Raw genomic sequence first — 21,823 nt, 5'->3', positions numbered from 1 at the left:
TCATCTGCCTAGTGGTCGTGTGGGGCAGCCTGATGGCCAGAAGATTACGTGCGCTTGCCAAGCTCAACCAGTACGGCCCGCGAACGGCCGGAGCCCCGCCGTCAGGTAAGCCCGTGAAGGCCTGTGAGCAGTGCGGGACAGCACTTCCGGGGCACCAGACGTGGTGCCCTGCGCTCACCGGGCACGAGCTGGCCCCGGGGGCCCACTTGGTGGTGCTGGGGAGAGGCGCTGTGAGCGTGAACAAGGAGCCTGCTGAGCGGGTACGTCGGCAGGGTGGGTTTGCGGTGAAGTTGCGCGTCAAGCAGTCCAGCACCTACCTCGGGCTCGTGAAGGCGGAGCCGGCGAAGGGGCTTCGCTTCGTGACCATGCAGGAGGGTGACCTCGCGGAGGTTGTGAAGCTTGTGAAGCCAGTACCGGAGAAGGTACGGCGCAAGGCGATCAAGAAGGTGGGGAAGTCCAGGAAGACGCGGTAGAAGAACCCATGCGGCAGGAAGGCACCGCCACACCACCTAGTCGCACCCGACGTGAGATCTCGCATCGGATGCGAGTGCTCACCGGGCGGCCGCCTGCTTCTCGCGTAGTTCGGCGAAGGAGTCGGAGACGGGCATCCGCAGCGCGGCGACGGCCTGCTCGGTCGTGTTGCGCCGCACGTACTTGCGGTAGCGCTCGGCGAGGGCCGGGACCTGGTCGAGCGGGGTGGTCGCGAGCTCGGCCTCGTAGGTGCCCAGTTCGATCGGCACCTGGAGCGCCGCCAGTCCGGACAGTGCGGCCCGGAGTTCCGACAGCGTGCTCATCGGCGGTGGCTGGGGTGGGGAGTGATGGACTGCGATGCTCACGGTGCTCTCCTTCGTCTCGCGGACGACGCTACTCGCCTCGGATGAGCCGGCGAAGGGATTCGGCCGAGATCCCCGACGGCTGGCCGACCGGGTGTCAGACGTACGCGGGGCCCGTAGGACAGGTGGACCATCATCTGCACGACACGCCGAGAGGAATTTCGGCTTATTAGCTTGCTGATGGTGCGATGGGCAACAATGCCCCCCATGAACGCCGCCCCTCCGCCCGAAGCCTCGGCCGCCCCCCGGCGTGGCCGCGGACGGCCGCCGGCTCCGCCGTCCGACTGGGAGCCGTTCGGCACGTATCTGCCCGAGCCGCTCGCCCGGTCGTTCAGGGCCGCCTGCTCGCTCAGGGGTATCCAGTTGCGCGAAGGCACCCGTCAGGCCGTTGAGGAGTGGGTCAGGAACCAGGCGGCCCTCCAGGCCCCGGAGACCCTGTCCGATCCGGCCCCGCAACCCGAGCTCCCGCCGACCTAGCCGCCCTGTGCCGGGCCGACGCCCGGCAGTCCTCCATCCCGCAGAACAGAGTAGGTTTCCGATGATCGTCGCCGCCGTCTCCCCCCGGTCGACCGGCAAAACCACCGTCATCTGGTGGCTGTTGCACGCCCTCGCGAAGCGCGGCTTCCCGGTGAAGGGATTCGACGCCGACGAGTCCGAGCAGCTGTACCGCTGGTGGAAGGCCCGGCTGCAGGACGAGGACGGCCTGCCGGTGGATGGGCTCGACTTCGCCGTGGAGAAGCTGGCCTCCAAGCGATTCCACGAGGAGGCCCCCGGCCGGATTCCCGAGGGCGGCATCGGCGCTGTGGACTGCGGCCACCTGGAGAACCACGCCGGCATCGGCTGGAGCATCCTGCGCGTGGCCGACCTGGCCATCGTGGTGTGCGCCGCCACCTCCGGGGATGTGGAGCGGATCGAGGAGCTGCCGATGGGTCACTTCATCGACCAGGTCATTCCGAAGCGGGCGGACAAGAAGCGGCCGGCCACCTGGGCCCTGATCGTGCGGGTCCAGCCGGGCACCACCACCGCCCCCGCCGGGGTGCGGGCCGACCTGGAGGCTCTTGGCTTCAATGTGTTCGACACGATGATCCCCGGCACCCAGCTGTACGCCGGCACGGCGGAGGGCGTGCCGGTCGACCCGACCGGTTCGGCGTTCGACGATCTTGTGACGGAGATGGAGCGCAGGGGGCTGATCAGCAAGTGAGCACCAGGACCAAGGCGCCCACCAAGGCGGAGCTCAGGGCCATGCGGGAGGCGCGCCGCCAGGCCGAAGCGGCCGCAGCGGCGGCAGCTTCAGGCGCACCGGCGGCCGCCGGTGAGGGCGAGGGGCAGCAGGAGCAGGGGCTGGTTCCGGCGGGAGCGCCGGCGGAGCCGGTGTTCGCGCAGGGGCGTCCCCAGCCGATGCTCCGGCTGGAGGACTTGCCCGACCCGGTCGACGCGCCGGATGCCGAGGGGCCGCTGAGCGCCGATGAGCAGGAGCGCTGGGACCTGTGCCGGCAGGGCTTCCGGCAGTTCAAGCAGGCCTGGTACGTCGCGGCCCGGGCGTTGGACATCGCCCTGCGCGGGCGGCTGTGGCGCGCGGACCACGACACCGCCGCCGAGTTCATCCAGGCCGAGACGGGGATGTCCACCTCGAACGCCTACCGGCAGATGGCCGGCTCCGAGGTCGCCGCCATCCTGGCCTCCCCCGCACGACGCGAGCTGGGGGCCGGGGCCGCGCTGCCGGCTGCTCCGGACGGGAGCGGGGACGATCCCACCGGAGTCGAACAAGAATCGAACGACTTGTCCCGCACGCGGGACAACGACATCCCGCACCAAGCCCCGCACACCGCGCCGGATGGCGGCGGAACTTCCGGGACTCCGGCCACCGCAGCCAACGGAGCAGTCTCGGTACCTTCAGTATTCGAACAGGAATCGAACGACTTGTCCCGCACGCGGGACAACGACATCCCGCACCAAGCCCCGCACACCGCGCCGACAGCGACGGTGGAGACCGACCGCCAGGAGGAGCCGCTGGTCATCAGCCAGCGCGCGGCAGAGGCCCTGAACCCGGTCCGGGAGGACTACGGCGCTCCCGCCGCGGCGGGCGTCTACCGGGCGATCAGCCGGGCGACCGGCAAGCAGGTCCTGAGCGGGAAGGTCATCACTGCGGTGATGCAGCAGCTCCCGCGCAAGAAGGACGAGGAGCTCACGCCAGAGCAGCTGCGCGAGCGCGTCGAGGTGATCGTCGCCGAGCAGGACGACTCCCGGAGCGACCCGGTGCGGGAGCTCTCGAAGTACGTCGCGGCGGCGCACAAATTCGCACAGCAGATGGCAGGGTTCCCCGACGCTCTCCACACGGCGGCAGCGCACGACCCCGATGCCACCGGCCGGTTGATCTCCCAGCTCCGGGACCACCTGGCCAACGTGGCCAACGTCCTGCCCCGCGAGTAGCCGGGGACCGGCCCCGGTCGCTCTCCGAGCACCGGTACCGGCCCCGGAAATGGACGAAGGCGGCCTCCTCACCGGAGGTCGCCTTCGTCCATTTCCGGCCCGCGCACTCAGGCCGCCAGATCCTTCAGGTCGGCGAGGGTGAGCTCTTGGGTGCGCCTGGCCTCCTGGCTCCCCAGGAACGCCTCGATCCCCGGAGCTGTCGGGGTGCGCCGGCGCGGCACCGCGATGAAGGTGTCGTGGCCGTCGGAGTCCGCGAGCTGCTGGATGTAGTCGGCCAGCGCGCCGCGCCCGCTCGCGCCTTCAAGGCTGTGGCCGCGCCCGTTGAGCTCGGGCAGCGGGTAAAGGGTGCCGCGGTCGGACCGCAGCCAGAAGAGCCCGCTGCGCCGGTCGATGATCAGCGAGGCGCAGGACTGCCCTTCGCGCAGACCGAGCGGGGCGTAGGTGCGGTGGGTCCAGCGGTCGGTCGGGCCGTCCTGGGTCTTCCAGCCCATGATGTCCGCCAGGCCGGGGCCCGAGCAGGTCCGGTAGTGCTCGGAGACGACGGGCATCCCCGTCTCCGGGTCGGTGAACGTGCGGTAGCAGGTGCATCCGGATCCCGCGATGGCAGCCGGGCTCGCCGTGTCCTCGTCCACGCAGGCGTGCCACAGCGCGGGGATCTTGTCGTTGTCGACCATCGTGGTGTGCAACGGGTTGGGGACGCAGCGCTGCAGGCGCCGCTCCCATTCCTGGACGTAGGGGCTGCTGCGCTCGATGACGACGGTGGCGTTCATGCTCGCGCCGATGATCCCGCGCTCGGGTTCGGTGTAGAGGACGAAGTGCGCCCAGGTCTTGTTCGGGTCGTACGTCAGCGTCAGGTCGTGCTGGCTCTCGGTCACCTGTGGTCGCCCCCTGAAGGTGTCTCAACGTGGCTGTTCGGTGACGCACAGTCTTCCAGGCCGGGGTTCAGGCCGGGGCGGATTCGCGGGGACCGGGGCCGGGGGCGCCGGGCCCGGCTCGCGGTACGCAGCAGGGTTCAGCGGCGGATCGGCGGGTAGCCGCTGGGACCGTAGGCGCGCAGCTGCGGGGGGAGGCCTTCGGGCCGACGCCACCACACGTCGAGGCCGCAGGCGCCGAGGGCGACGGCCAGGGAGCGGCGGATGGCCTCTTCGACGGCGGCGCGAAGGTTCCGGGCAGCGGGGCCGGTGGCGGAGGTGAGGCGGCGTGAGGGGTTCCAGCCGAGGTCCGCGATCCCGGTGGTGCCGTCGTCGGGGCCGAGGGGCGGGCACGGGCGCAGGGTGATGCCGGGGTCGCCGGGGCGGAGCGCGACGGGCAGGCCGGCGAGGTGGGCGCTGCGGTGGACGGCGGTGATGACGTCGGGCCGGATGCCGGGGGCGATGGGCGCGGGCCGGTGGGGGCGGGGGCCGGGCGGGTCGGCGAGGTCGCGGGGGAGGGGGTCTGCGTCGCTGACGCGGATCTCCCAGAGGTGGAAGGCCTGGCTCGCGGCGGTGCCGAGGAGGGGGAGGAGTTCGGTCAGGGCGTGCTCGACGGCGTTGACGACGAGCTGCTGCGCGGTGTGGGCGGGCTGCTGGTGCTCTTCGGTGGCAGCCGCGTGGGCGAGGCGCCGGGAGGGCAGCCAGTGCAGGGCGATCAGGCCGCGGCAGTGGTCGCCGTCGTCGAGGGGTCGGGCCGGGCGCAGGTGGACGCCGGGGCCGTGGCCGCCGTGTGCGAGGGGCAGGCCGGCCAGATTCAGGGCGTCCATCACCCGGTCGGCGAGGACGGGGTCGAGCCGGAGCCGGGCGGAGCCCGGTTCCGGCGGGGGAGTGGTCACCGGCGCAGAGCCCGCTCGGCGGCCTGGTGGTCGGAGCGGCGGCGGTCGGTGGCCTGGGCGGGGATGGAACCGAGGGCCAGGACCTCGTCCCGCACTCCGTAGGCGAGCCGGTAGGTCAGGGCCCGGGTCGCGGTGTCGAGCCAGGCCTCGGTGTCCTCGCGCGGCGGCATCGGGCCCAGGGCGGAGGCGAACCACACCGGGAGGAGGTCGGTGCCGGCGAGGGCGGTGCTGATGCGGTCCCGGGCGATGCGGACGAGGTGTTCGTGGGCGGCCTGACCGGCGGCCGCGGCCTCCGCGAGGGTCCGGTCGAGGGAGTCGTCGCGGTCGAGGGCGCTGCGGGCGGCGTCGGCGGCCACCTGGCTGCTGCGGACGTGGGTGTCCGCGGTACGCGCGTTCGTGGCGGCCTGTCCGTAGGCGGCGGCGGCACGTTTGAAGGCGTCGCTGCCATGGGTGGCGGTGGCCAGGGTGGACGCGGCCTCCAGGACGGCGGTGCGGGCCTTCTCCAGGCGGGCGCCTGCTTCCTGGTGCGCGGTCAGGCTGCGGACGTGGCGGGCGCGGTCGGCGGCGGGCAGCAGCTGGGCTTCGGCGGCCCGGCCGGCGGCGATCCTCTTCACCAGCTGCTCGGTCTCGTGGTCGGTGGCGTCGAGGTCGACGGCGCTCCCGCCGGCCGCGGTGCGCACCCGGCGCTCCAGCCAGGCGACCCGCTGGCCGAGGTCGTCGACCGCGCGGCGCAGGAACACGACGTCCTCGTCGTGGTCGTCGGCCCGTTCGACCAGACCCTCGATCTCCTCCTGCCGCTCCCGCAGGTCACGCTCCACGGAGTCCAGGCGCCCGCTGCCGCGGGAGCTGTCCTCGTCGAACTCCTCGCGCAGGCTCCGCAGGTCCGACTCCACGCTGCCCACCGAGTGGCCGAGCTCGCGGACCTTGCGCTCCAGGCCGGGGTCGTAGGGGCTGGTCACTTGCTGCTCCTGTTCGTGCCCGGGCCGTCCGGAAGGCCGGTGAGGTAGGCGCCGCCCTCGCAGGCGGCGACGGCGATGACCCACCAGGCGCTGAGCACGCCGGTGGCTACGGCGCTCAGCAGCAGCACGCCGGCGGCGCGCACCACCGCGCTGACCCGGTAGCGCCCGTGCGGGCGGCCCTTCGGCAGCGAAACGGCCTGCCAGCCGCCGGCCAGGGTCCCGCAGAAGAAGGGGATCAGGAGGAGCAGCCAGCCCCAGGACACCCAGCCGGGGATCACGGCGGCGGCCGTCAGGCCGGCGACCACAGCCGCGCCCCGGGAGGTCCACAGCACGAACGCCTGCGTGGCGCGGCGGGCTGGCTCCTGCCGCAGGCCGGGCACCTGCGCGTCGTAGGCGAGGAGGCTGTCGGCGGCGGCCAGCAGGGCGTCGAACGCGCTCTGGCGGCCGTCGGCGCCGGGTTCCAGCGCGGCCGCGGCGGCATGGTGCCGACCGACGTCCCTCTGCAGCTGTGCGAACCGTGCGGAAATCCCGTCCACCGTGCCCCTCCGTCTCCCGAAACGGCACCTGCCGCCCCGCCCCAGACGGTATCTATGAGCACTGACAGTTCGTCACCAATTCCGGAAAGTGACAGCCCGCCCGCACCCGGACCGGCGCGGGCGGCGCAGCAGAGGAGACCCGCTGATGGAGACCACCGCGCAGGCCGAGCCGGCCGGGACCGACCGGCAGGTGGCGCTGCTGCTCGCCGAGACCATGACCTCCGTCGTCAACGGCGGCCCGCTGCGCCTTCCCGAGGGGGTGAAGCTCACCGGCCCGGTCCGGGACCGCTTCCTCGGCATCGTCCTGGGCGCCGTGCGCCGGGTGTCCCCCGAGCATGAGGACGCGTTGCGCCGCGAGCTGTACGACAAGGGCGTCTACGCGCCGCCCTGCCTCGACCTCACCCCTTCCGGCGACCCGGGCGCGGGGCGTGCAGTGGTCGAGGAGGGCTTCCACTCCCTCCACCCGGAAGAGGGAGGCTGGAACATGGAGCGGTGGCGCCTGGCGGTGCCCGGCGAGGGCGACGACGACCTCGGCCAGTTCGCGGCCTCGGCCCTCCAGCAGCATCTGCTCGCCGCTCCCGCCCGCGACGTCGACCTGGAGCAGCTGCGCGCCGCGGTGGTGACGGTGCACTTCTTCCAGCAGACCGGCTTCGACGAGGACTTCGGGCTGGAGTCCTTCCAGGGCGTGCTCCACGCCTCCGGCTGCGGCTGGATCGCGATCGACTCCCCGGATCCCGAGGACGGCCAGGAGGAGATCCCCGACCCCCAGGTATGGACGTCACCGTCCCTCACTGGCCTGCTCGCGGCCGCCGGCGACCGCTTGTCCGGGCTGCGCCGGGGCCCCGAGGGGGCGGGCGACGACGAGTTCGAGTGCCGCTGGCTCAGTGGATACCTGCGTGAGGCACTGGAGGCGTGGCCCGGCCTGGAGTAGTCCCGGCGCGGGCCCGGCGGCCTACCGGAAAGGGAGGGAGCGGGTGCTCCCGCGCCGCCTGGCGTCCCGATGTCCCCGCCCGGGCGGGGATGTCCGGGATGGTCGGGCGCAGCGGGCCGTCGTTGTGCTTGCCGCGTTCGCCGGCGGCGGCGTGGACGCAGGTGAAGGACGGAAGGATTGCGCAGCATCGACGGTCCGCGCAACGGCGTCCTTGCGCAGAGATGATCATGCGCAAGGGCTTCTTGCGCAGGGCTTCACGGGCGTTGCGCAGCAGGGCGGAAGAGTCGCGTTTCTGCTGGTCAGACGTGCGCAATGCTTGCGCAATGACGCCTTGGGCTGGTGTAGCGGTCCGGCCGGCGCGTCTGCGCAGAGGTGACGTTCCCTGCTGGCGGAGGCGACCAGCCGGGCTTCGCCTGCGGCTACCGGGCGCGGATCGGGCGCTGTAGCGGTGGGTGCGGGCCCGGTGCCGCACGGGTCAGGGCGCGGCCCGGGCCGTGCCGACGTTTCGGGCCGGCCGGATCATGGCGAAGGCTCGGATCCGGCACCAGTTCGCGGGACTGAACGGACGTCGCGTTCACCCAGGACGTCGGCCACCCGCTCGGCCGCGCGTAGCGGCACGCACCGTCCGCAGGTCCTGCGCGTGCACAGCGCGGCGGGTTGCTCCTTCGGCCACAGGCGCCGCTTCCAGCGTTCGACGGCGCACTCGGAGTCCGGCCGGGGCTGCGGAACGAGGCCGAGTGCTGCGCGGATCGCCGCCCTGGCCCCGGCGAGGGCGCCGGCTTCCTCGGGTGTCTGCAGCAGCCGGAGGGCGAGTTCGAGCTGCCGCCGGCCTTCCAGGAGTTCGGGGACGTCGCCGATGGGCAGGGCGGGGCCGCAGGCGAGGTCTGCGGCGTTCTGTTCGTCGCGCCAGGCCAGGCAGGCCGGGTCCTTGCGGGGGTCGTACCAGGTCACGCTCGCCGGTATCGGCAGGCAGGCCGCCAGCCTTGAGCCCGTTACCTGCTCGCCGCCGGGTCCGCGGGCCGTCGGGCCGGCCGGACCCGGCGGACGGGACAGCCGCGCTGTGGTCCGCCGGGCTGCCGCCTTCACGCGGGTGGTGCGCCCGGATCAGGCCAGCAGGGCCGCCGCCGGTGCGGGGGTGTCCGTGACGGTCAGGCGCACCGGGCGCAGCGGGCCGTCGTTGTGCTTGCCGCGTTCGCGGGCGGCGGCGTGGAGGCTGGTGATGCCGTAGTTGGCGAGGTGCAGCGGGTGGGGGCGGTCGTCGTCGTAGTCCTGCTCGTGGGGCTCGGTGTCGAGGTGGACCAGCACGGTGGCGGGTGTCTGGAGGGAGCCGTCGGCGGCCGGTTCGTCGAGCAGGCCGATGTAGGGCAGGGAGAGCATGACGTCGACGGCGTGGCGGTCGAGCGGGGGTGACCACAGCGGCCAGGCCATCACCGGTGTGGAGCTGGCGGCGGTGCGGTGCCACAGGGTGGCGGTCAGCTCGGGGCCCTGGATGCCGGCCCGGGCGCCGAGGCGGGTCAGGGCGATGGAGAGCGTCGCGAGCCAGGTGGCGCCGGGCACGCCCCAGTTGTTGGGCTTGCCGTCGGGGGAGAGGTGGGCGGGGACCGGGGCCTGGTGGTCGAGGCCTTCGCCGGTGATGCCTTCGTAGCGCTTCCAGCCGGTGAGGGCCTCGGTGAGGAGGCGGGTCGGGTCCGCGCGGACGGCGTCCAGAGGGGCGGCGAAGAAGGAGCGGACGGTCTGCTGGCCCTGGCGGGCGATGAAGGGGGTGAGGCGGGCCCGCTTCACTGGCTTGGCCCCGGCCGGGTTGCCGCGGGGCGTCTTGAGGCTGTCGCAGTGGATGCTGAGGATGCTGTCCACCCAGGCGGCGGCCTGGTGGCCTTGCTCGGTGATCAGTGTGCGCTGGAGGGCGACGGCTTCGGCCCGGGTGAGCCGGCTCGGGTCGTCGCCCGCAAGGCCGTTGCGTCGGATGGGGTAGCCGCTGACGCCGGGGATCACCTGGTGGGGTCCGATGCCGTCGACGACGGCGGCCAGGTGGCGCACGACGTCCTCGACGCCGGTCAGGCCGGGGCCGCTCAGCACGGCCTGGCCTGCGCCGTTGAAGGACAGCCGGGTGTGGTCGAGGGGGGTGTAGAGGTCGAGGGCGGCGAGGGTGCCCAGTGCGGCGAGGAAGCCGAGGGGGTGGGTACCGTCGAGGGCCGGCAGGGTGATCGGCGGGTGCTCGGTGGTCATGGCGCTCCTTGTCCCGGAGGTGGTCGGGGCCCACGGTATGCACGGGGTGTGACAGCTCGGGTCGGTTTGCGTTGCCGTGCCGGCTGTGCGGCCGTCCCGTGGTAGGGGCGGCAGTCGGCTCGACTGGCCTCGGTGGGAGTGGAGGCCCACGCCCCAGCCCGCTGCGCCGTCTCGGGCAACCGGATCAAGCGGTGCTGGTGTGGCAGGAGAGGCGACCGCCGTCATTCCACACACGGGTGAGATGGCTGTCCGCCGGGATTACAAGCAGCTACTCACTCCTCCGGCTCCTCCTGCGCGTCGCCGATGGCGATGCGCAGGGCATGGATGCCCTGCAGGATCCCGATGATGGATTCCTCCGCCCGGCCGAGGGCTTGCCGCACGCCTTCGTGGTCGCCCCGCTCGTGGCGAAGGTGGGCGCCGAACAAGTCGGCCGCAGCCACTACCGCCCTGAAGGATGCCTGCCGCCCCGGGGGCGTCTCCTCCTCCACGCCCATCAGCTGCAGTCCGGTTCGCTCCAACCGGTTGGACAGCACGTTGGCGGAGAGAGCGGAGTCTGGCCCCACCGCCTCCGCCCAGCCGAGCACGGACTCGGCGACGTCCTGCATCTGTTCGTCCGCCATGCGGGTCGAGGCAGTCAGCTCAAGCTCCGCCTTGGCCAGTAGAGCTCCGAGCAGCCGCAGACGGTCCTCCTCCTCGGGGCCCTCGGGCCGAACCTCCGGGTCGAAGAGCGGCTCGGCGCCCATCGCCACCAGGGCCCGGTAGACCTGATCCGCGCTCACCGGGTACGCGCTGCTGATGCTCACGCCTCCAGCTTCGCCACGAGGTGACGCTGTCGGACGGTGACCACGCCGCGTCATGGAGGTTCCACTCCCGTGCGTCATGGCATATGGCTGGGCCTGCGGGGATGACGCGGACCTTGGCGTTCTCCCCGCTGTGGCCGGAGACGCCTCGGGCCACGATCTCGATCACGATCCAGGGGTCCGGCCAGGGCTCGCCCTCGCGGGTCTTGGGTCCCACCAGTTGACCTGCGACGGCACGAGGTAGTTCAGCCACACCCCGACCGGGCTGCGCGTCGCGGACGAGGGTGTACAGCCCGGCCCGCAGGGCCTCCGTCTGCGCCTTCGCCCGCCGCGGGCGCTTACGGGCTGGCGCTGTAGGTCACGACTCCAGTCAACACGTCCGGGATCGCCCGGGTGGCGTGCCGTACGTGGCGAACTGCCGTACGGGGCCTGACCAGCGTGAACGGCCCGGGGCCCGGATGGCCGGGCCTCCCAGCTTCGGGGGCGGGTTCGGGCCCAGGGTTGCCTTCGATGTCTTCTTCATGGTATCCATTGTCTTGTCACAACGGGTGTCTATCGTCTACCAGAGGAGGCCATCGTGATCAGCTTCGGACGCAAGGTCATCGACCGCGAGGACCTGGCCGTCAAGGCCGGCAGGGCCGTCGGGACGCTGCGCAACGCCGGTGTCTTCCGGGAGCTGGACGCGGTGGCCGGCGGCGGCCGCGGCGCCAAGGAGCTCTACGACCTGGAGCAGGCCTGCGTCGCGGCCGCCAACGCGCGCCTCGGCAAGGGCGAGGACCCGGTGCCGGTCCCGGCGCCGGCGGACTACGACGCGCTCGGCGCGCAGGAGCTGCGGGCCCTGGTCCGCGAGGTCCTCCTGCAGAAGTGCGAGGACGGCGCCGTGGCCGGCCTGACGGTCGAGGCCCTGGACGCCCTGACCGAGCGGGAGCTGCGGGACTGGGTCCGCGGACACGAGCTCCTGACGCTGGAGGAGGCCCGGATGTCGGTGCCTCAGGAACGCCGGCCGACGAAGTCGACGATGGAGTCGTACTGCAACGGCAGCAAGACGGCCCTGCCGCCGGCGGACGCCGTCTTCTACGGTGTCTCGTTCTGGTTCCGCGCCACCATCGAGGCCTGGAACGGGGCTCGCAAGCCCGCCCACGGCATCAAGGGCCACGGCCGCCCCGCCGGCACCGCCGCCGCGGCCGTCCCCGTCGCCGCGCCGGAGGCGGACGGGACCGTCGAGCAGACCGTCCAGGCCGACGAGCCCGCGGGCCGGCCTCAGAGCGCCGCCGCCGAGCCGGTCCTGGAGGCCGCCGCCGGCCACACCGCTTCCGACGCCAACGCGGCCGGTGTCCCGGCGCAGCGGGCGGCCCGCACCGGGGCTCCGGCGCCGGGGGAGCCCGTCGACGGCGGGCGGCGCGCCCAGGCGGGCACCGGTGCGCCCGGAGGCCGTCGCCCGGGGGCGGACGGCCCGCCCGTCCCGGCGGGGACGGTCCGGCACGGCGACCGCGTCCGCGGGCCCCGCCGGGCGCCCGGCCGCGGGGGCTGCACCGGGATCCGGCGAACCGCCGGCGTCCGGGGCCGGTTCACCGCCGCGGCGGCCCCCGGTGCCCGGCCGCTGGCCGGCCCCCAGCCGGACGCCCGCTCGGTGCCCGGCGCCCGGCCCTTCGGACAGCCCGGGACGGGACTCGGCCGGTAGGCGGAACACCGCTCACCACACCACCACGCGCCGTTGCCCGGTCAGCCGTGACCGCCGGGCAACGGCGCCGTCGTCGGCGTCCGGGTGGGGGGCGCACCCCCGAGCGCCGGCGCAGGCCGCCGATCCTGCGGGTGGCGACGTGAACGCCCGTCCGGCACGGGGCGGCCGGCGGCGCACCGGAGGCGGAAGCGGCCGCGGTGTACCGGCCGGGCAGCAATCCGCAGATCAACCGCCGCGTGCGGCCGCATCGACCGCGGCCGCCGGTTCGTTGGAGGGGGCATGTCCCGCCGACGCCCCCTCGGTCCCGGTACTGCCCTGCGCGGCGCCCTGGACCGGGCCAGCTCACCGCCCCGCCCGTCCCTACGGCCAGGCAGCCGGAGTGGCTGCCCAACTCCGCACTCCAGGGCGTCGTCGAGGCCTCCCGCTCCCTGGTCGAGGCCTGCACGGAGCGGGTCGCCGCCCTGGAGGAGAAGGTCCTGTCGGCGGACTGCGACGAGCTGCGGGAGATCGCCTCGGAGGCCCGGAGACAGGGGCGCAGCCCCGCTGACGCCGTCGACGCCGTGGAGGCCGTGGTCCGGAACGCTCTGGGGGACCTCGGGCGGTGGGAGGAGGAGCTGGCGGGCCTGGCTGGGCTCCACCCGGACGTGGTCGATGCCGGGAAGGGCCTCGACGAGCGGCTGGAGTGGGCGCGGGTGGAGCTACTGCGGGCGGTTGCCGAGTACCACCAGGGGCTGGCCGGGCATCAGCGGCGCACGCCGCAGCCCTGGTAGCGGCCCAGCCCGGAGAAGGGGAGCGCCAGGGGCCGGGAGTTCGTCGCCGGCGAGCTCGCTGTTCAGGTGCTCGGCGTCGCCGACGAAGCCATGGCCTGACTGGAGGGCGGCCCGCAGTCCATCGACGGCAGCCCAAGCGGCTCCCGCCATGTGCGGCGGGGTGATCGGAGCCGGCGGGGTCAGTGCTGGTCGTCCAGCACGGCCGTTTCTGCCAGGCCGCCGTGGCCCAGCAAGCGGCGGGAGGCGGGCGCCTCGGCCGCGTCGGCGGCGGGCTGCAGGAAGGGTGCCCACTCAACCGCGAGGAGCCGGGCAGCGCTGGACGGCCGGACAGTGGTGTCGGTGGCCGGGTCGGAGAAGGGCTGCCACAACGGGCGCCGGTCAGAACTCATCGCCAGTTTGCCAGGTCTACCGTCTCGCGATGACGGGGCCGCCGTGTGAGGGCCTGGTTGATGCCTCGATTTCGCGGGCACGTCGGAGTGGGGATGCTGCCGTCAAGTTGGACTGGGGCACGGCCAGTGCAGGCCTGTGTACCCCGAGGAATCAGCCGGCCCAACGCGCACCCCCGCACGGCGAACTTTGGGCTCAGGGTCCGACCTTGTCCGTCCGGCCGCATCCCCGGCGGGACGCGGCCGGACTGGTCCGCGGATGCTGTGGTTTCTACTGGCTCTTGTTCCCGCGGCCGGGGCCGTGACCCGGGCGGCCGTACCGCCAGGGCAGCGTCTTGCGGGGGTCGTACCAGACGCGGGGCTAGCCGTTGCGGGCTTCGCCCTCCCCGTCGTCCGCCGCGTCCTGCGGGCCGATCCAGTACAGCGCGCCCGGGTCGTCGGCAGGGTGAACCGGCCGCGTCTCCGGCAACCCACGGCGCTTGGCGCGCTCGCGGCGCAGGGCCTGGGCGAAATGCGGCCGGGCGCGGGTGCGGGGCCGCAGCCACTCCCCGCCTGCGGCCGTGTGGCCGGTGGCGCAAAGTGGGCGAACCGGTGGTCAGGGAACGATTACGACAAGGATCCACAGGTGGGGAACCGGCGGATCCGGCAGGATGACGTAGTGCGCGATGATCCCCGGCAGGTGATCTCACGGACGGAGTCGTCCAGGTCGTAGCAGTCCGCCTGCGGCCGTGACCAGGGGGCCCGGCTAGGTTCGTCGACGGCGCCGTGGAGGGCCTTGCGGTCCTGCTCCGGGAGGGTGCGGATCAGGGCGGCGGTCTCGGAGGAGAACCGGGCCCGGAAGTGTCGGTCGCTCACGGGCACCGCGACCGCGCCGATGGTGGCTGGCTCCAGGAACGGGGTCCTCACCACTGCCAGCAGCTGGCTGGGAGGTTTGTGAGGGGTCAGTGCGACCAGTGGGCGTCCTCAACGTCCGGCTGGAGAGTGGCGGTGGGCCTGGCGGACTCCGGGGCGTACTCAACGCCGTCGCTGCGGATGGACATGGTCAGGATGAGCGTCTGGTCGGGGTTCGGCATGAGGGCGACGTAGACCCTGATTCCCTCGGGGGATTCGGCACTGAAGTGGTAGTCCGGGCCCTTCTCCGGCTCGGTGGGGGTCCAGATCCAGCCCTGTTGCTTGTAGCCGTGCAGCTGCCATTGGGTCGCGATTCCGCTCGCCAGCTCCCTGCGGTGGGTGTCGAGGATCCTGGTGCGGGCGGTGAACTGTCGGTCGACGTAGGAGAGCTTGCTCGGCTCCCCGCTCGGGTGCCGTTGGTCCTGTTCGACGGTGTAGCCGGTGTCGCTCAGCACCAAGCCTGGGCTGAGGCCAGCGACGGTGTCGCGAAGCGCCTGCTCGCTGCGTTCACGGAACTCCGCTGCGGTGAGGCGGACGCGTTCGGGCCCGGGCTTCGGCGCATCCGGATCTTCAAGCCCGATGTACCACCACACGCCCGTTTGGAACACGAACACGGCGAGAACCGCGGCGATGAGACCCACCACAGCCCCGAGACAGCCCTTCGCCAACCCCTTGTCGAACACGCCGACCCCTCCCCGTCCCGCTCAGTACAGCCACCGTAGGTGGGCAGGATGGGCCGGTGCCTGAGTATCCGTACTCAGGCACCTCCTGCTGGTGGACGTCGCACATCGCAACGGCCGCCGCCTAAGCCGGACCGAAGTGGGCCACCTCCCACTGGTCGCAGCCCGCCTTCCTGCCCTCGGGGAAGGGCTGAGGCAATGCCCCGGGCGCTCCACTCGGCTGGTTCGGTCCCCCACTTGTCGGTACGGGCCGTTACCCGAGAGAGAGCAGGTTCTGCTGGTCGGCTCCGGGCGCCGCCGGCTTGCCGTGCACGGATCGGCTCGCACACCCTCCCCGGGACTCGCGGCAGCCCGGCCGCCACGTCTACAACCGGGGCTCGCGGCCGGGCTCAAGAACGGCGGGGGACGCTCAGCGGGCCCGGCCGGTGGGAGGCCGGTCGGGCCCGGCGGGGGCAGGTCGTCGGTACCGGATCACGCGGCGGTACCAGTCGTACTGGCCCCGGGCAGAGCTGGGGGACCGACGAGAGCCCACCGTCCGGCTCTACTGTGACTTCTCCGGACCTTGCTCGTCCTGTTCCATCTGGGCGAGGGCGGCGGCGATGCCCCAGGGGTCCGCCTCCTTCCACTCGCGTTGCTGCTGTTCGTGGGCCGCGCGTTGGTCGGCGGTGGTGGGGATGGCCGCGATCGCCTCGGCGGGGCGGCCGGTGCGGGCCAGCAGGTCGGCCAGACGGTTGGCGGCCGACCGGTGCGGGGACGAGCGCAGCAGGGTGACGGCTTCCTCGGTGCGGCCGTCGTCTTGGAGGAGGGCGGCGATGGATTCGTCCCACTGTCCGGGTTCGTCCTGGGGCAGGGTGGCGGCGAGTGCGATGGCCTCGGTGTGGCGGCCGGCCTGGCCGAGCAGCCACAGGCGCATGTGCTGGACGTCCTCGGGGTGGCCCTTGACCCACCAGCCGGTGAGGTTGTCCAGCACCTCCAGTGCCCGGCCGGGCCTGCCGTCGTCGACCAGAAGGCCGATCAGCTGGTGGACGACGCCGCCGTGGTCGTGGTCCTCGCAGGCGGGCAGGCCGACCTCGACGGCTTCGTCGATCCGGCCCTGGGCACCGAGCAGCGTCATCAGCCGCACACGGTCGTGGTCATGGTCGTGGACAGTGATGCGCTCACGCAGCAGGGCCTCGGTCTCCGGCTCCCGTCCGGCCCTGGTGAGCGCGGCGGTGTAGGCGCCGACGAGGTGGTAGTTGTCGGCGGCGAGCGCCGCGAGTTCCTCGGTCAGGCCCTGGCGGGCGAGCAGTGCGGCGTAGTACTCGGGGAAGTTGAGGGGGTGGTGGTGGCTGGCGGCCGTCTCCTCGCGCAGCAGCGCGACGGCCTCGCTCGCGCGCCCGGTCCGCTCCAGTACGGCGGCGATGTGGAGCAGCACCTCCCAGCGGGCCGGTCCGGGCCAGTCGGTCGCGCTTTCGAGCGCGCGGTAGAGCAGTTGGAGCACCTGCTCGTCGCGGTCCCCGCTCTTGGTCGCCTCGACGAGCTTGTCCAGCAGCCACGCCTTGTCCAGGTGTGGGGTGAGGACCGTGACGGCGTCGTCGGCCCGGCCGACGTTGGCGGCCAGCTCGGCGTAGCGGGCACAGTAGTGCTCATCGGTCCGTTGCTCGGTGTCGGGGCGCATCAGCGTGAGTGCCTCGTCGCCGTGGCCCTGGCGGGTCATGACGTCGGCGGTGACCCAGCGGGAGTGGTTCCAGCCGGTGGCGGTGAAGGGGGCCAGGACCTCCAGTGCCCGTTCGAAGCGCCCGTCCGTGCTCAGGGCTTCGGCCGCGGCCTCGGCGCAGTGCCAGTCCTCCCGTTCCCGGGCTGCCTGGATCACGACCTCCAGGTGTCCGTGGGCGATGAGGGTGCGGGCGAGGTGCGGGGGAACGCCGAGGAGGGTGTGGGCCTGCCAAGCAAGATCGTCAACGTTCATACCGGGGACCCTACGAGCCACCACCGACACGCGGTGCCCGGGCGCGTCGTCGTGCGACTGCCCGGGGCGGCCCGACGATGACGTGGTGAACCTCTTGGGATGCGGGCACCCGGACCGGGCCGAGCGCGACGGCCACTAAGCGGCCGAGCGCGAGGTCCTGGCCGACGACCTCGGCGACGTGGCGACGTCCGGCGGTGCCGTGGCGTTCGGCCAGGTCAGGGCCAGTCGAGCTGTCAGTGCGCTCGCCTACGGTTCGTGATCATGACCCGACGTACGCGCTTCATCGTCAACGAGCACCCTGCCATCGCTGCGCAGTGGCACCCCACCCTGAACGGCGACCTCGACAGGGCGACCATTGGGCCGGGGTCGCATCGTCGGGTGTTCTGGCAGTGCCCGGCCGGCCACGTGTGGCAGGCCGCCGTACACAGCCGGGTGGCCGGCACCGGCTGCCCCCGCTGCGCGGGATACGTGACACGGGGGAAAGTCACCCTGGCCGAACACATGCCTGAGCTGGCAACGCAGTGGCATCCCCGCAACACGGTCACCGCCGACAGCGTGGGCCCTGGCTCCAACCGGAGGGTGTGGTGGCGTTGCCCTCGCGGCCACGAATTCGAGGCGCGAATAGCCAACCGTGTTCGGGGCACCGGATGTCGGCGCTGCGGCCGCGATGGGGCCGAGGTTCGTCCTCTGAGCGAACTGGCCGACCTGGTCGCGCAGATCGATGTGGACGCCCACCCGGACATCGACCCCGCGGAGGTCTTCACCAACTCCGCCCTGAAGATCACCTGGAAGTGCGATCGGGGCCACCGATGGACGACCAGGGTCCGTAACCGGGCCATCTCCGCCACCGGCTGCCCGCACTGCGCAGGGCGGACGAAGGCGCCCCTGCTGGAGCAGGCGCACCCCGCGCTGGCCGCTGAGTGGCACCCCACCCGCAACGACGGCCTGCCCCTGTCGACGATCACCGCCGGGTCCCATCGGGTCGTCTGGTGGCAGTGCGGCGACTGCACGGGGGAGTTCCGCGCCCGGGTGTTCTTTCGGGTGCGGGCCACCACTCATTGTCCGCACTGCTCGCGCCGGATCCGCTACCGGGACCTGGCCACCGAGAACCCCGAGCTCGCCGCCCACTGGCATCCGGCCCTGAACCAGGCGCTCACCCCCGCCGACGTGACGGCGGGCTCCAACCAGATCGTGTGGTGGACCTGCCCCCGTGAGCACGAGCCCTGGCAGGCGATGGTGGCCATGGTCTTCCTCGGTCACCAGGCCTGCCCCGGCTGCCGGCGCACCGGGATCTCACGGCAGGAGACCGACCTCTTCGCCGAGCTTCAGCACGTCCTGGGCGGTGGGGTGCAGCAGCACCGGCTGCGGACGGCCACGGGGGTGTGGCGGCTGGACATGGTGTTCCCCACCGTGGGGGACAGCCGGGTGGTCGTCGAGTTCGACGGGTCCTACTGGCACCGGAACTCCCACGAGCGGGACCTGCGCAAGGCCTTGGAGATCGAGCAGCTCCGGCCCGGCTGGACGGTGGTGCGGGTCCGCGAGGATCCGCTGCGGCTCACCCGCGCCAGCGATGTCGCCGTGCCTCTGCTGGCCGATCCGTTCACTACGGCGAGCCTGGTCGTGGACCACCTGATGACGCTTCTGCAGTGGCCAGAGGAGACCAGGGGCCGCGCCAGGGCCTACACCAGGGGCGGGGGTCGGCGCGGGCAGCGACTCGCTGACCGGCTGACGGCCGAACGGCAGGCTGGGCCGCGGCCGGAACTTCCCGCACCCCGAGCGCACCAGTTCGCTGTCCCTGCCGAAGTCCACCAGGGCACGCTCTGGTGATCCGGCCGCGAGCCCGCGCAGACCAGGCCGGATGCGGCTCCGATCCACAACCGGCGAGGTCAGCGCTGGTCGTCCAGCACGACCGCCGCTGCCAGGCCGCCGTGGCCCAGTGGACGGCGAGAGGCGGGAACCTGGGGCACGGCGGCCGCGGCGGCGGGCTCCAGGAAGGGTGCCCGCTCGACCGCGAGGAGCCTCGCACCGCTGGACGGCCGGACAGCGGTGTCGGTGGCCTGCTCGGAGAATGGCTGCCACAGCGGGCGCCGATCAGAGGAACTCATGTTCGCCAGTCTGGCAGGTCAACCGCCTCGTGGTGACGGGGCCGCCGTGCGAGGGCCAGTGGATGGTCTTGGAGCCGGTCGTCACCAGCGGACAGTTCAGCGTCTGCGCCAGGGAGACGCAGGCCGGCCCCCAGCCAGACACCCGCCCGGTCCCCGGCGCCCGGCCCGTCGGACAGCCCGGGACGAGATCCAGCCGGTAGGCGGAACGCCGCGCACCACACCGCCACGCCGCGGTGCGCCGCCCGGGCAGGAATGCGCAGATCAACCGCCGCGTGTGGCCGCATCGACCGCGGCCGCCGGTTCGTTGGAGGGGGCATGACCCGTCGCCGCCCCCTCGGTCCCGGTACTGCCCTGCGCGGCGCCCTGGACCAGCTCACCGCCCCGCCCGTCCCTACGGCCAGGCAGCCGGAGTGGCTGCCCAACTCCGCACTCCAGGGCGTCGTCGAGGCCTCCCGCTCCCTGGTCGAGGCCTGCACGCAGCGGGTCGCCGCCCTTGAGGAGAAGGTCCTGTCGGCGGACTGCGACGAGCTGCGGGAGATCGCCTCGGAGGCCCGGAGACAGGGGCGCAGCCCCGTCGACGCCGTGGATGCCGTGGTCCGGAACGCTCTGGAGGACCTCGGGCGGTGGGAGGAGGAGCTGGCGGGCCTGGCGGCCGCGCTGGTCGAGCGGAGCGCGCGGGCTGGCCTGGCTGGGCTCCACCCGGACGCGGTCGATGCCGGGAAGGGCCTCGACGAGCGGCTGGAGTGGGCGCGGGTGGTGCTACTGCGGGCGGTGGCCGAGTACCACCACGGGTCGGCCGGGCATCAGTGGCGCGCGCCGCGCCCCTGGTAACGGCCTGGCCGGGGGTAGCTGCCAGGAGGGCCGGCGCCTGGGACCGACGGCCGGGCCGTCCGAACACGACATGACCGTGCACAGCTTCAGCGACACCAACCCCGACCCCGTGAGCGAGACCGTCACGGCCGTCGCCGGCGGACTCCCGCGCCGATCCTAGGCCCCCGGCCGCCGCAGCGGCGATGACGCGAGAGCGCCGACGGCGCTTGCCCCCTCGAACCAGCAGCGCCAGGCCGGCTTGCCCGTAGCAGCCCGGCCGGGCGGGCGTGCCGGCGAAGCGAAACCCGGTGCGCGACGAAGGCGGCGGGGTGCAGAATCATCGGCCATGCGGCAAACCCTCTCCCCCTACCCCGTTCCGGAGAACCAGTACTTCGAGCGGATCCTGCGCCACGACCCGAACTCGCTGACGCAGTTGATCGCGGCCACCAGCGCCGACCTTCCGCCCGTCCGTGACCTGGGTTCCAAGGGCCTCGGCCTGTACACGCCGGGGGCTCTGCTCGACGCGGCGTGGGTTTCTCTGGCCCGCGGCCGGGACGGCCGGCCCCCCGCAACCAGCGACGACCTCCTGGAGGTCCTCGACCTGTACCTGGCCCTGGACGACCCGGTCACCCGGGACCTCGAAGGCATGGAGCGCTGGACCGGGTACCTGCAGCGAACCACCCACCACCAGGGCCCGTGGCAGGAGGACCCCTACGCGCAGCTGAGCCGCTCCATCGCCATGCTGGAACAGACCCCCTACCCCGACGACGCGGACGACCCGCTGAAGGTCATCCTCCCGGGCTGGGACCAGGAGCTGCTCGGCTGTTCCCTGGCGGACTATCTCGGTATCGCCCAGCTTGTCTGGGCCTGCGCCACCGACCACCCGAATCCGCGCCGGCGCGGCCGGTTCGCTCTGGACTGGTACCCCGCCGAGGACTACGACCAGTTCGACGGCCTGCGCTCTCCCTCCCAGATCAAGGCGGTGCTGAACCGGCACTTCGTCACGACCAAGAACAAGCTCCGCGCGGCCTTCCCCGCGGACAGCGACCCGCTCGTGCGCCGCTACACCCACAACCCGCTGCGCTCCCGCCCGCTGGTCAACGGCGTCCCGGGCGGCTACCTCGTCCCGGTACCGGCCGCCGTAGTGGGCAAGGCCACCCCGCTCGGCCTCTACTACACCGGGGGCGACAACAACTCGGAGTGGGGTAAGGCGTTCACCAACGACCTCGGCAAGCTCTTCGAGCGCTACGTCGGCCGCCAGCTCGACCTGCTGCCCGACGCCGAGATCCACCCCGAGATCCTGGTCAAGATCTCAAAGAAGGAGAGCAGGAAGACGATCGACTTCTTCGTCGTCTTCCCCGACCTGGTCCTGCTGGTGGAGGTGAAGTCGTACCGCCCGAGCGAGCGGCTGCGGCTCGGCGGGCCGGACTTCACCACCCTCCTCGCCAACCAGTTCAAGACGCCGTTCACGCAGATCAACAAGTCGGTCCGCCTCCTGCGCGACGGCGGCCACCAGGAGCTCGCCGGCATCCCCACCGACCGCCCGATGCTCGGGATGGTGGTGACGATGGAGCCGTTCCACCAGATCAACACCCCCGCGCACCGGGTGGCCCTGCCCCACCCGGAGATCCCCGTGATGGTCACGTCCATCGCCGAACTGGAGGACGCGGTCACCATCACCGGGACCAGCCTGGCCGACCTGCTCCGCGCGGCCTACGACGCCGATGCCGTGTACCTGAGCCAGCTGTTCCCCCGGTACGAGTTCCTGGAGCACAACGCTGTCCTGGAGCAGGGCTGGTCCGCGATCCCGTTCGCTCGCCCCCGCCGGCCGCGGGCCCAGGACGGTCGTGTCGCCGAGTCCGGCGGCACCGGCTGAGCCGGCCCCCGACCCACCTGGCAGTCGGGGTCGTGGAACCACGCTGCCGGGCGATCCGGCCTGTCCCGGGCGAGCGCGTGCTCGCGGTCCTCGGCGGAGAGGAAGCGGTTGCGGGAGGAGAGCGCCAGCCCGTCCTCCTCGCGGCCGGTCGGCA

General features: G+C 72.8%; 22 protein-coding genes and 1 pseudogene. 11 read left to right on the top strand and 12 right to left on the bottom strand.

What is annotated here, in order from left to right; all coding sequences use genetic code 11:
* The first annotated feature begins 230 nt into the window (after positions 1-230).
* The gene (locus ACWDRR_RS25905) at positions 231-473 is read left to right on the top strand and encodes a hypothetical protein (RefSeq protein WP_449774614.1); all 243 of its coding nucleotides are present in this window, start codon (positions 231-233) and stop codon (positions 471-473) included.
* A 78-nt stretch (positions 474-551) separates the two neighbouring features.
* Here ACWDRR_RS25905 and ACWDRR_RS25900 read toward each other — a convergent pair whose 3' ends face one another.
* Positions 552-794 carry a hypothetical protein gene (locus ACWDRR_RS25900; RefSeq protein WP_449774613.1) on the bottom strand — a complete coding sequence of 81 codons (243 nt, stop codon included), beginning with the start codon at positions 792-794 and terminating at the stop codon, positions 552-554.
* Positions 795-1,040: 246 nt separating this feature from the next.
* On the opposite strand from ACWDRR_RS25900, the gene ACWDRR_RS25895 reads away from it, so the two are divergent.
* The 3 genes from ACWDRR_RS25895 (at position 1,041) to ACWDRR_RS25885 (ending at position 3,263) form a co-directional block, all read left to right on the top strand.
* A complete protein-coding gene (locus ACWDRR_RS25895) occupies positions 1,041-1,310 on the top strand; it encodes a hypothetical protein (protein ID WP_449774612.1) in 270 nt (89 codons plus the stop codon).
* 61 nt (positions 1,311-1,371) lie between these two features.
* The gene (locus ACWDRR_RS25890; RefSeq protein ID WP_449774611.1) at positions 1,372-2,034 is read left to right on the top strand and encodes a hypothetical protein; all 663 of its coding nucleotides are present in this window, start codon (positions 1,372-1,374) and stop codon (positions 2,032-2,034) included.
* Positions 2,031-3,263 (top strand): hypothetical protein, encoded by a 1,233-nt coding sequence (locus tag ACWDRR_RS25885; RefSeq protein WP_449774610.1) that lies wholly within the window; start codon positions 2,031-2,033, stop codon positions 3,261-3,263. The genes ACWDRR_RS25890 and ACWDRR_RS25885 overlap by 4 nt, the downstream gene beginning before the upstream one ends.
* A gap of 107 nt (positions 3,264-3,370) precedes the next feature.
* Here the strand turns inward: ACWDRR_RS25885 and ACWDRR_RS25880 are convergent, their stop codons facing one another.
* From ACWDRR_RS25880 to ACWDRR_RS25865, 4 genes are all read right to left on the bottom strand, one after another.
* Positions 3,371-4,138 carry a hypothetical protein gene (locus tag ACWDRR_RS25880; RefSeq protein WP_449774609.1) on the bottom strand — a complete coding sequence of 256 codons (768 nt, stop codon included), beginning with the start codon at positions 4,136-4,138 and terminating at the stop codon, positions 3,371-3,373.
* Positions 4,139-4,275: 137 nt separating this feature from the next.
* Positions 4,276-5,070 (bottom strand): hypothetical protein, encoded by a 795-nt coding sequence (locus ACWDRR_RS25875; RefSeq protein ID WP_449774608.1) that lies wholly within the window; start codon positions 5,068-5,070, stop codon positions 4,276-4,278.
* Entirely contained in the window at positions 5,067-6,029 is a 963-nt protein-coding gene (locus ACWDRR_RS25870) for a hypothetical protein (RefSeq protein WP_449774607.1), read from the bottom strand. The genes ACWDRR_RS25875 and ACWDRR_RS25870 overlap by 4 nt, the downstream gene beginning before the upstream one ends.
* Positions 6,026-6,565 carry a hypothetical protein gene (locus ACWDRR_RS25865; RefSeq protein ID WP_449774606.1) on the bottom strand — a complete coding sequence of 180 codons (540 nt, stop codon included), beginning with the start codon at positions 6,563-6,565 and terminating at the stop codon, positions 6,026-6,028. Before ACWDRR_RS25865 ends, ACWDRR_RS25870 begins: the two co-directional genes overlap by 4 nt.
* Positions 6,566-6,710: 145 nt before the next feature.
* Between ACWDRR_RS25865 and ACWDRR_RS25860 the strand changes: the two genes are divergently transcribed.
* Entirely contained in the window at positions 6,711-7,496 is a 786-nt protein-coding gene (locus ACWDRR_RS25860) for a hypothetical protein (protein WP_449774605.1), read from the top strand.
* A gap of 519 nt (positions 7,497-8,015) precedes the next feature.
* Here the strand turns inward: ACWDRR_RS25860 and ACWDRR_RS25855 are convergent.
* From ACWDRR_RS25855 to ACWDRR_RS25845, 3 genes are all read right to left on the bottom strand, one after another.
* On the bottom strand, positions 8,016-8,447 hold the full coding sequence (locus ACWDRR_RS25855; RefSeq protein WP_449774604.1) for a hypothetical protein: 432 nt from the start codon (positions 8,445-8,447) through the stop codon (positions 8,016-8,018).
* A gap of 153 nt (positions 8,448-8,600) precedes the next feature.
* The gene (locus ACWDRR_RS25850) at positions 8,601-9,722 is read right to left on the bottom strand and encodes a type I-G CRISPR-associated protein, Cas3-extension family (RefSeq protein ID WP_449774603.1); all 1,122 of its coding nucleotides are present in this window, start codon (positions 9,720-9,722) and stop codon (positions 8,601-8,603) included.
* A 272-nt stretch (positions 9,723-9,994) separates the two neighbouring features.
* Positions 9,995-10,525 (bottom strand): hypothetical protein, encoded by a 531-nt coding sequence (locus ACWDRR_RS25845; RefSeq protein ID WP_449774602.1) that lies wholly within the window; start codon positions 10,523-10,525, stop codon positions 9,995-9,997.
* 574 nt (positions 10,526-11,099) lie between these two features.
* Between ACWDRR_RS25845 and ACWDRR_RS25840 the strand changes: the two genes are divergently transcribed.
* Together ACWDRR_RS25840 and ACWDRR_RS25835 are read left to right on the top strand one after the other, a co-directional pair.
* The gene (locus tag ACWDRR_RS25840; RefSeq protein WP_449774601.1) at positions 11,100-12,203 is read left to right on the top strand and encodes a hypothetical protein; all 1,104 of its coding nucleotides are present in this window, start codon (positions 11,100-11,102) and stop codon (positions 12,201-12,203) included.
* 236 nt (positions 12,204-12,439) lie between these two features.
* Positions 12,440-12,973, top strand: coding sequence for a hypothetical protein (locus ACWDRR_RS25835; protein ID WP_449774600.1), 534 nt, complete (start codon positions 12,440-12,442; stop codon positions 12,971-12,973).
* 179 nt (positions 12,974-13,152) lie between these two features.
* On the opposite strand, the gene ACWDRR_RS25830 is transcribed toward ACWDRR_RS25835, so the two are convergent.
* The 3 genes from ACWDRR_RS25830 to ACWDRR_RS25820 form a co-directional block, all read right to left on the bottom strand.
* Positions 13,153-13,362 carry a hypothetical protein gene (locus tag ACWDRR_RS25830; RefSeq protein WP_449774599.1) on the bottom strand — a complete coding sequence of 70 codons (210 nt, stop codon included), beginning with the start codon at positions 13,360-13,362 and terminating at the stop codon, positions 13,153-13,155.
* 938 nt (positions 13,363-14,300) lie between these two features.
* Positions 14,301-14,933 (bottom strand): hypothetical protein, encoded by a 633-nt coding sequence (locus ACWDRR_RS25825; protein ID WP_449774598.1) that lies wholly within the window; start codon positions 14,931-14,933, stop codon positions 14,301-14,303.
* Between the two features lie 538 nt (positions 14,934-15,471).
* Complete coding sequence (locus tag ACWDRR_RS25820) at positions 15,472-16,878, bottom strand: tetratricopeptide repeat protein (protein WP_449774597.1); 1,407 nt, start codon at positions 16,876-16,878, stop codon at positions 15,472-15,474.
* A 99-nt stretch (positions 16,879-16,977) separates the two neighbouring features.
* Here ACWDRR_RS25820 and ACWDRR_RS25815 point away from each other — a divergent pair.
* A pseudogene (locus ACWDRR_RS25815) lies at positions 16,978-17,529 on the top strand (zinc-ribbon domain-containing protein); the annotation flags it as partial.
* 72 nt (positions 17,530-17,601) lie between these two features.
* Positions 17,602-18,705 (top strand): zinc-ribbon domain-containing protein, encoded by a 1,104-nt coding sequence (locus ACWDRR_RS25810; RefSeq protein WP_449774692.1) that lies wholly within the window; start codon positions 17,602-17,604, stop codon positions 18,703-18,705.
* Between the two features lie 59 nt (positions 18,706-18,764).
* Here the strand turns inward: ACWDRR_RS25810 and ACWDRR_RS25805 are convergent, their stop codons facing one another.
* Complete coding sequence (locus ACWDRR_RS25805) at positions 18,765-18,983, bottom strand: hypothetical protein (RefSeq protein WP_449774596.1); 219 nt, start codon at positions 18,981-18,983, stop codon at positions 18,765-18,767.
* A gap of 315 nt (positions 18,984-19,298) precedes the next feature.
* On the opposite strand from ACWDRR_RS25805, the gene ACWDRR_RS25800 reads away from it, so the two are divergent.
* Together ACWDRR_RS25800 and ACWDRR_RS25795 are read left to right on the top strand one after the other, a co-directional pair.
* Positions 19,299-19,814 carry a hypothetical protein gene (locus tag ACWDRR_RS25800; RefSeq protein WP_449774595.1) on the top strand — a complete coding sequence of 172 codons (516 nt, stop codon included), beginning with the start codon at positions 19,299-19,301 and terminating at the stop codon, positions 19,812-19,814.
* Positions 19,815-20,139: 325 nt separating this feature from the next.
* Positions 20,140-21,669, top strand: a complete 1,530-nt coding sequence (locus ACWDRR_RS25795; protein ID WP_449774594.1) for a nuclease-related domain-containing protein — start codon at positions 20,140-20,142, stop codon at positions 21,667-21,669.
* Positions 21,670-21,823: the final 154 nt, after the last annotated feature.

The sequence above is a fragment of the Kitasatospora sp. NPDC003701 genome (assembly GCF_053587085.1).
Note: the sequence above shows the minus strand (reverse complement) of the source record. Positions and strands in the feature narration are given on the sequence as shown.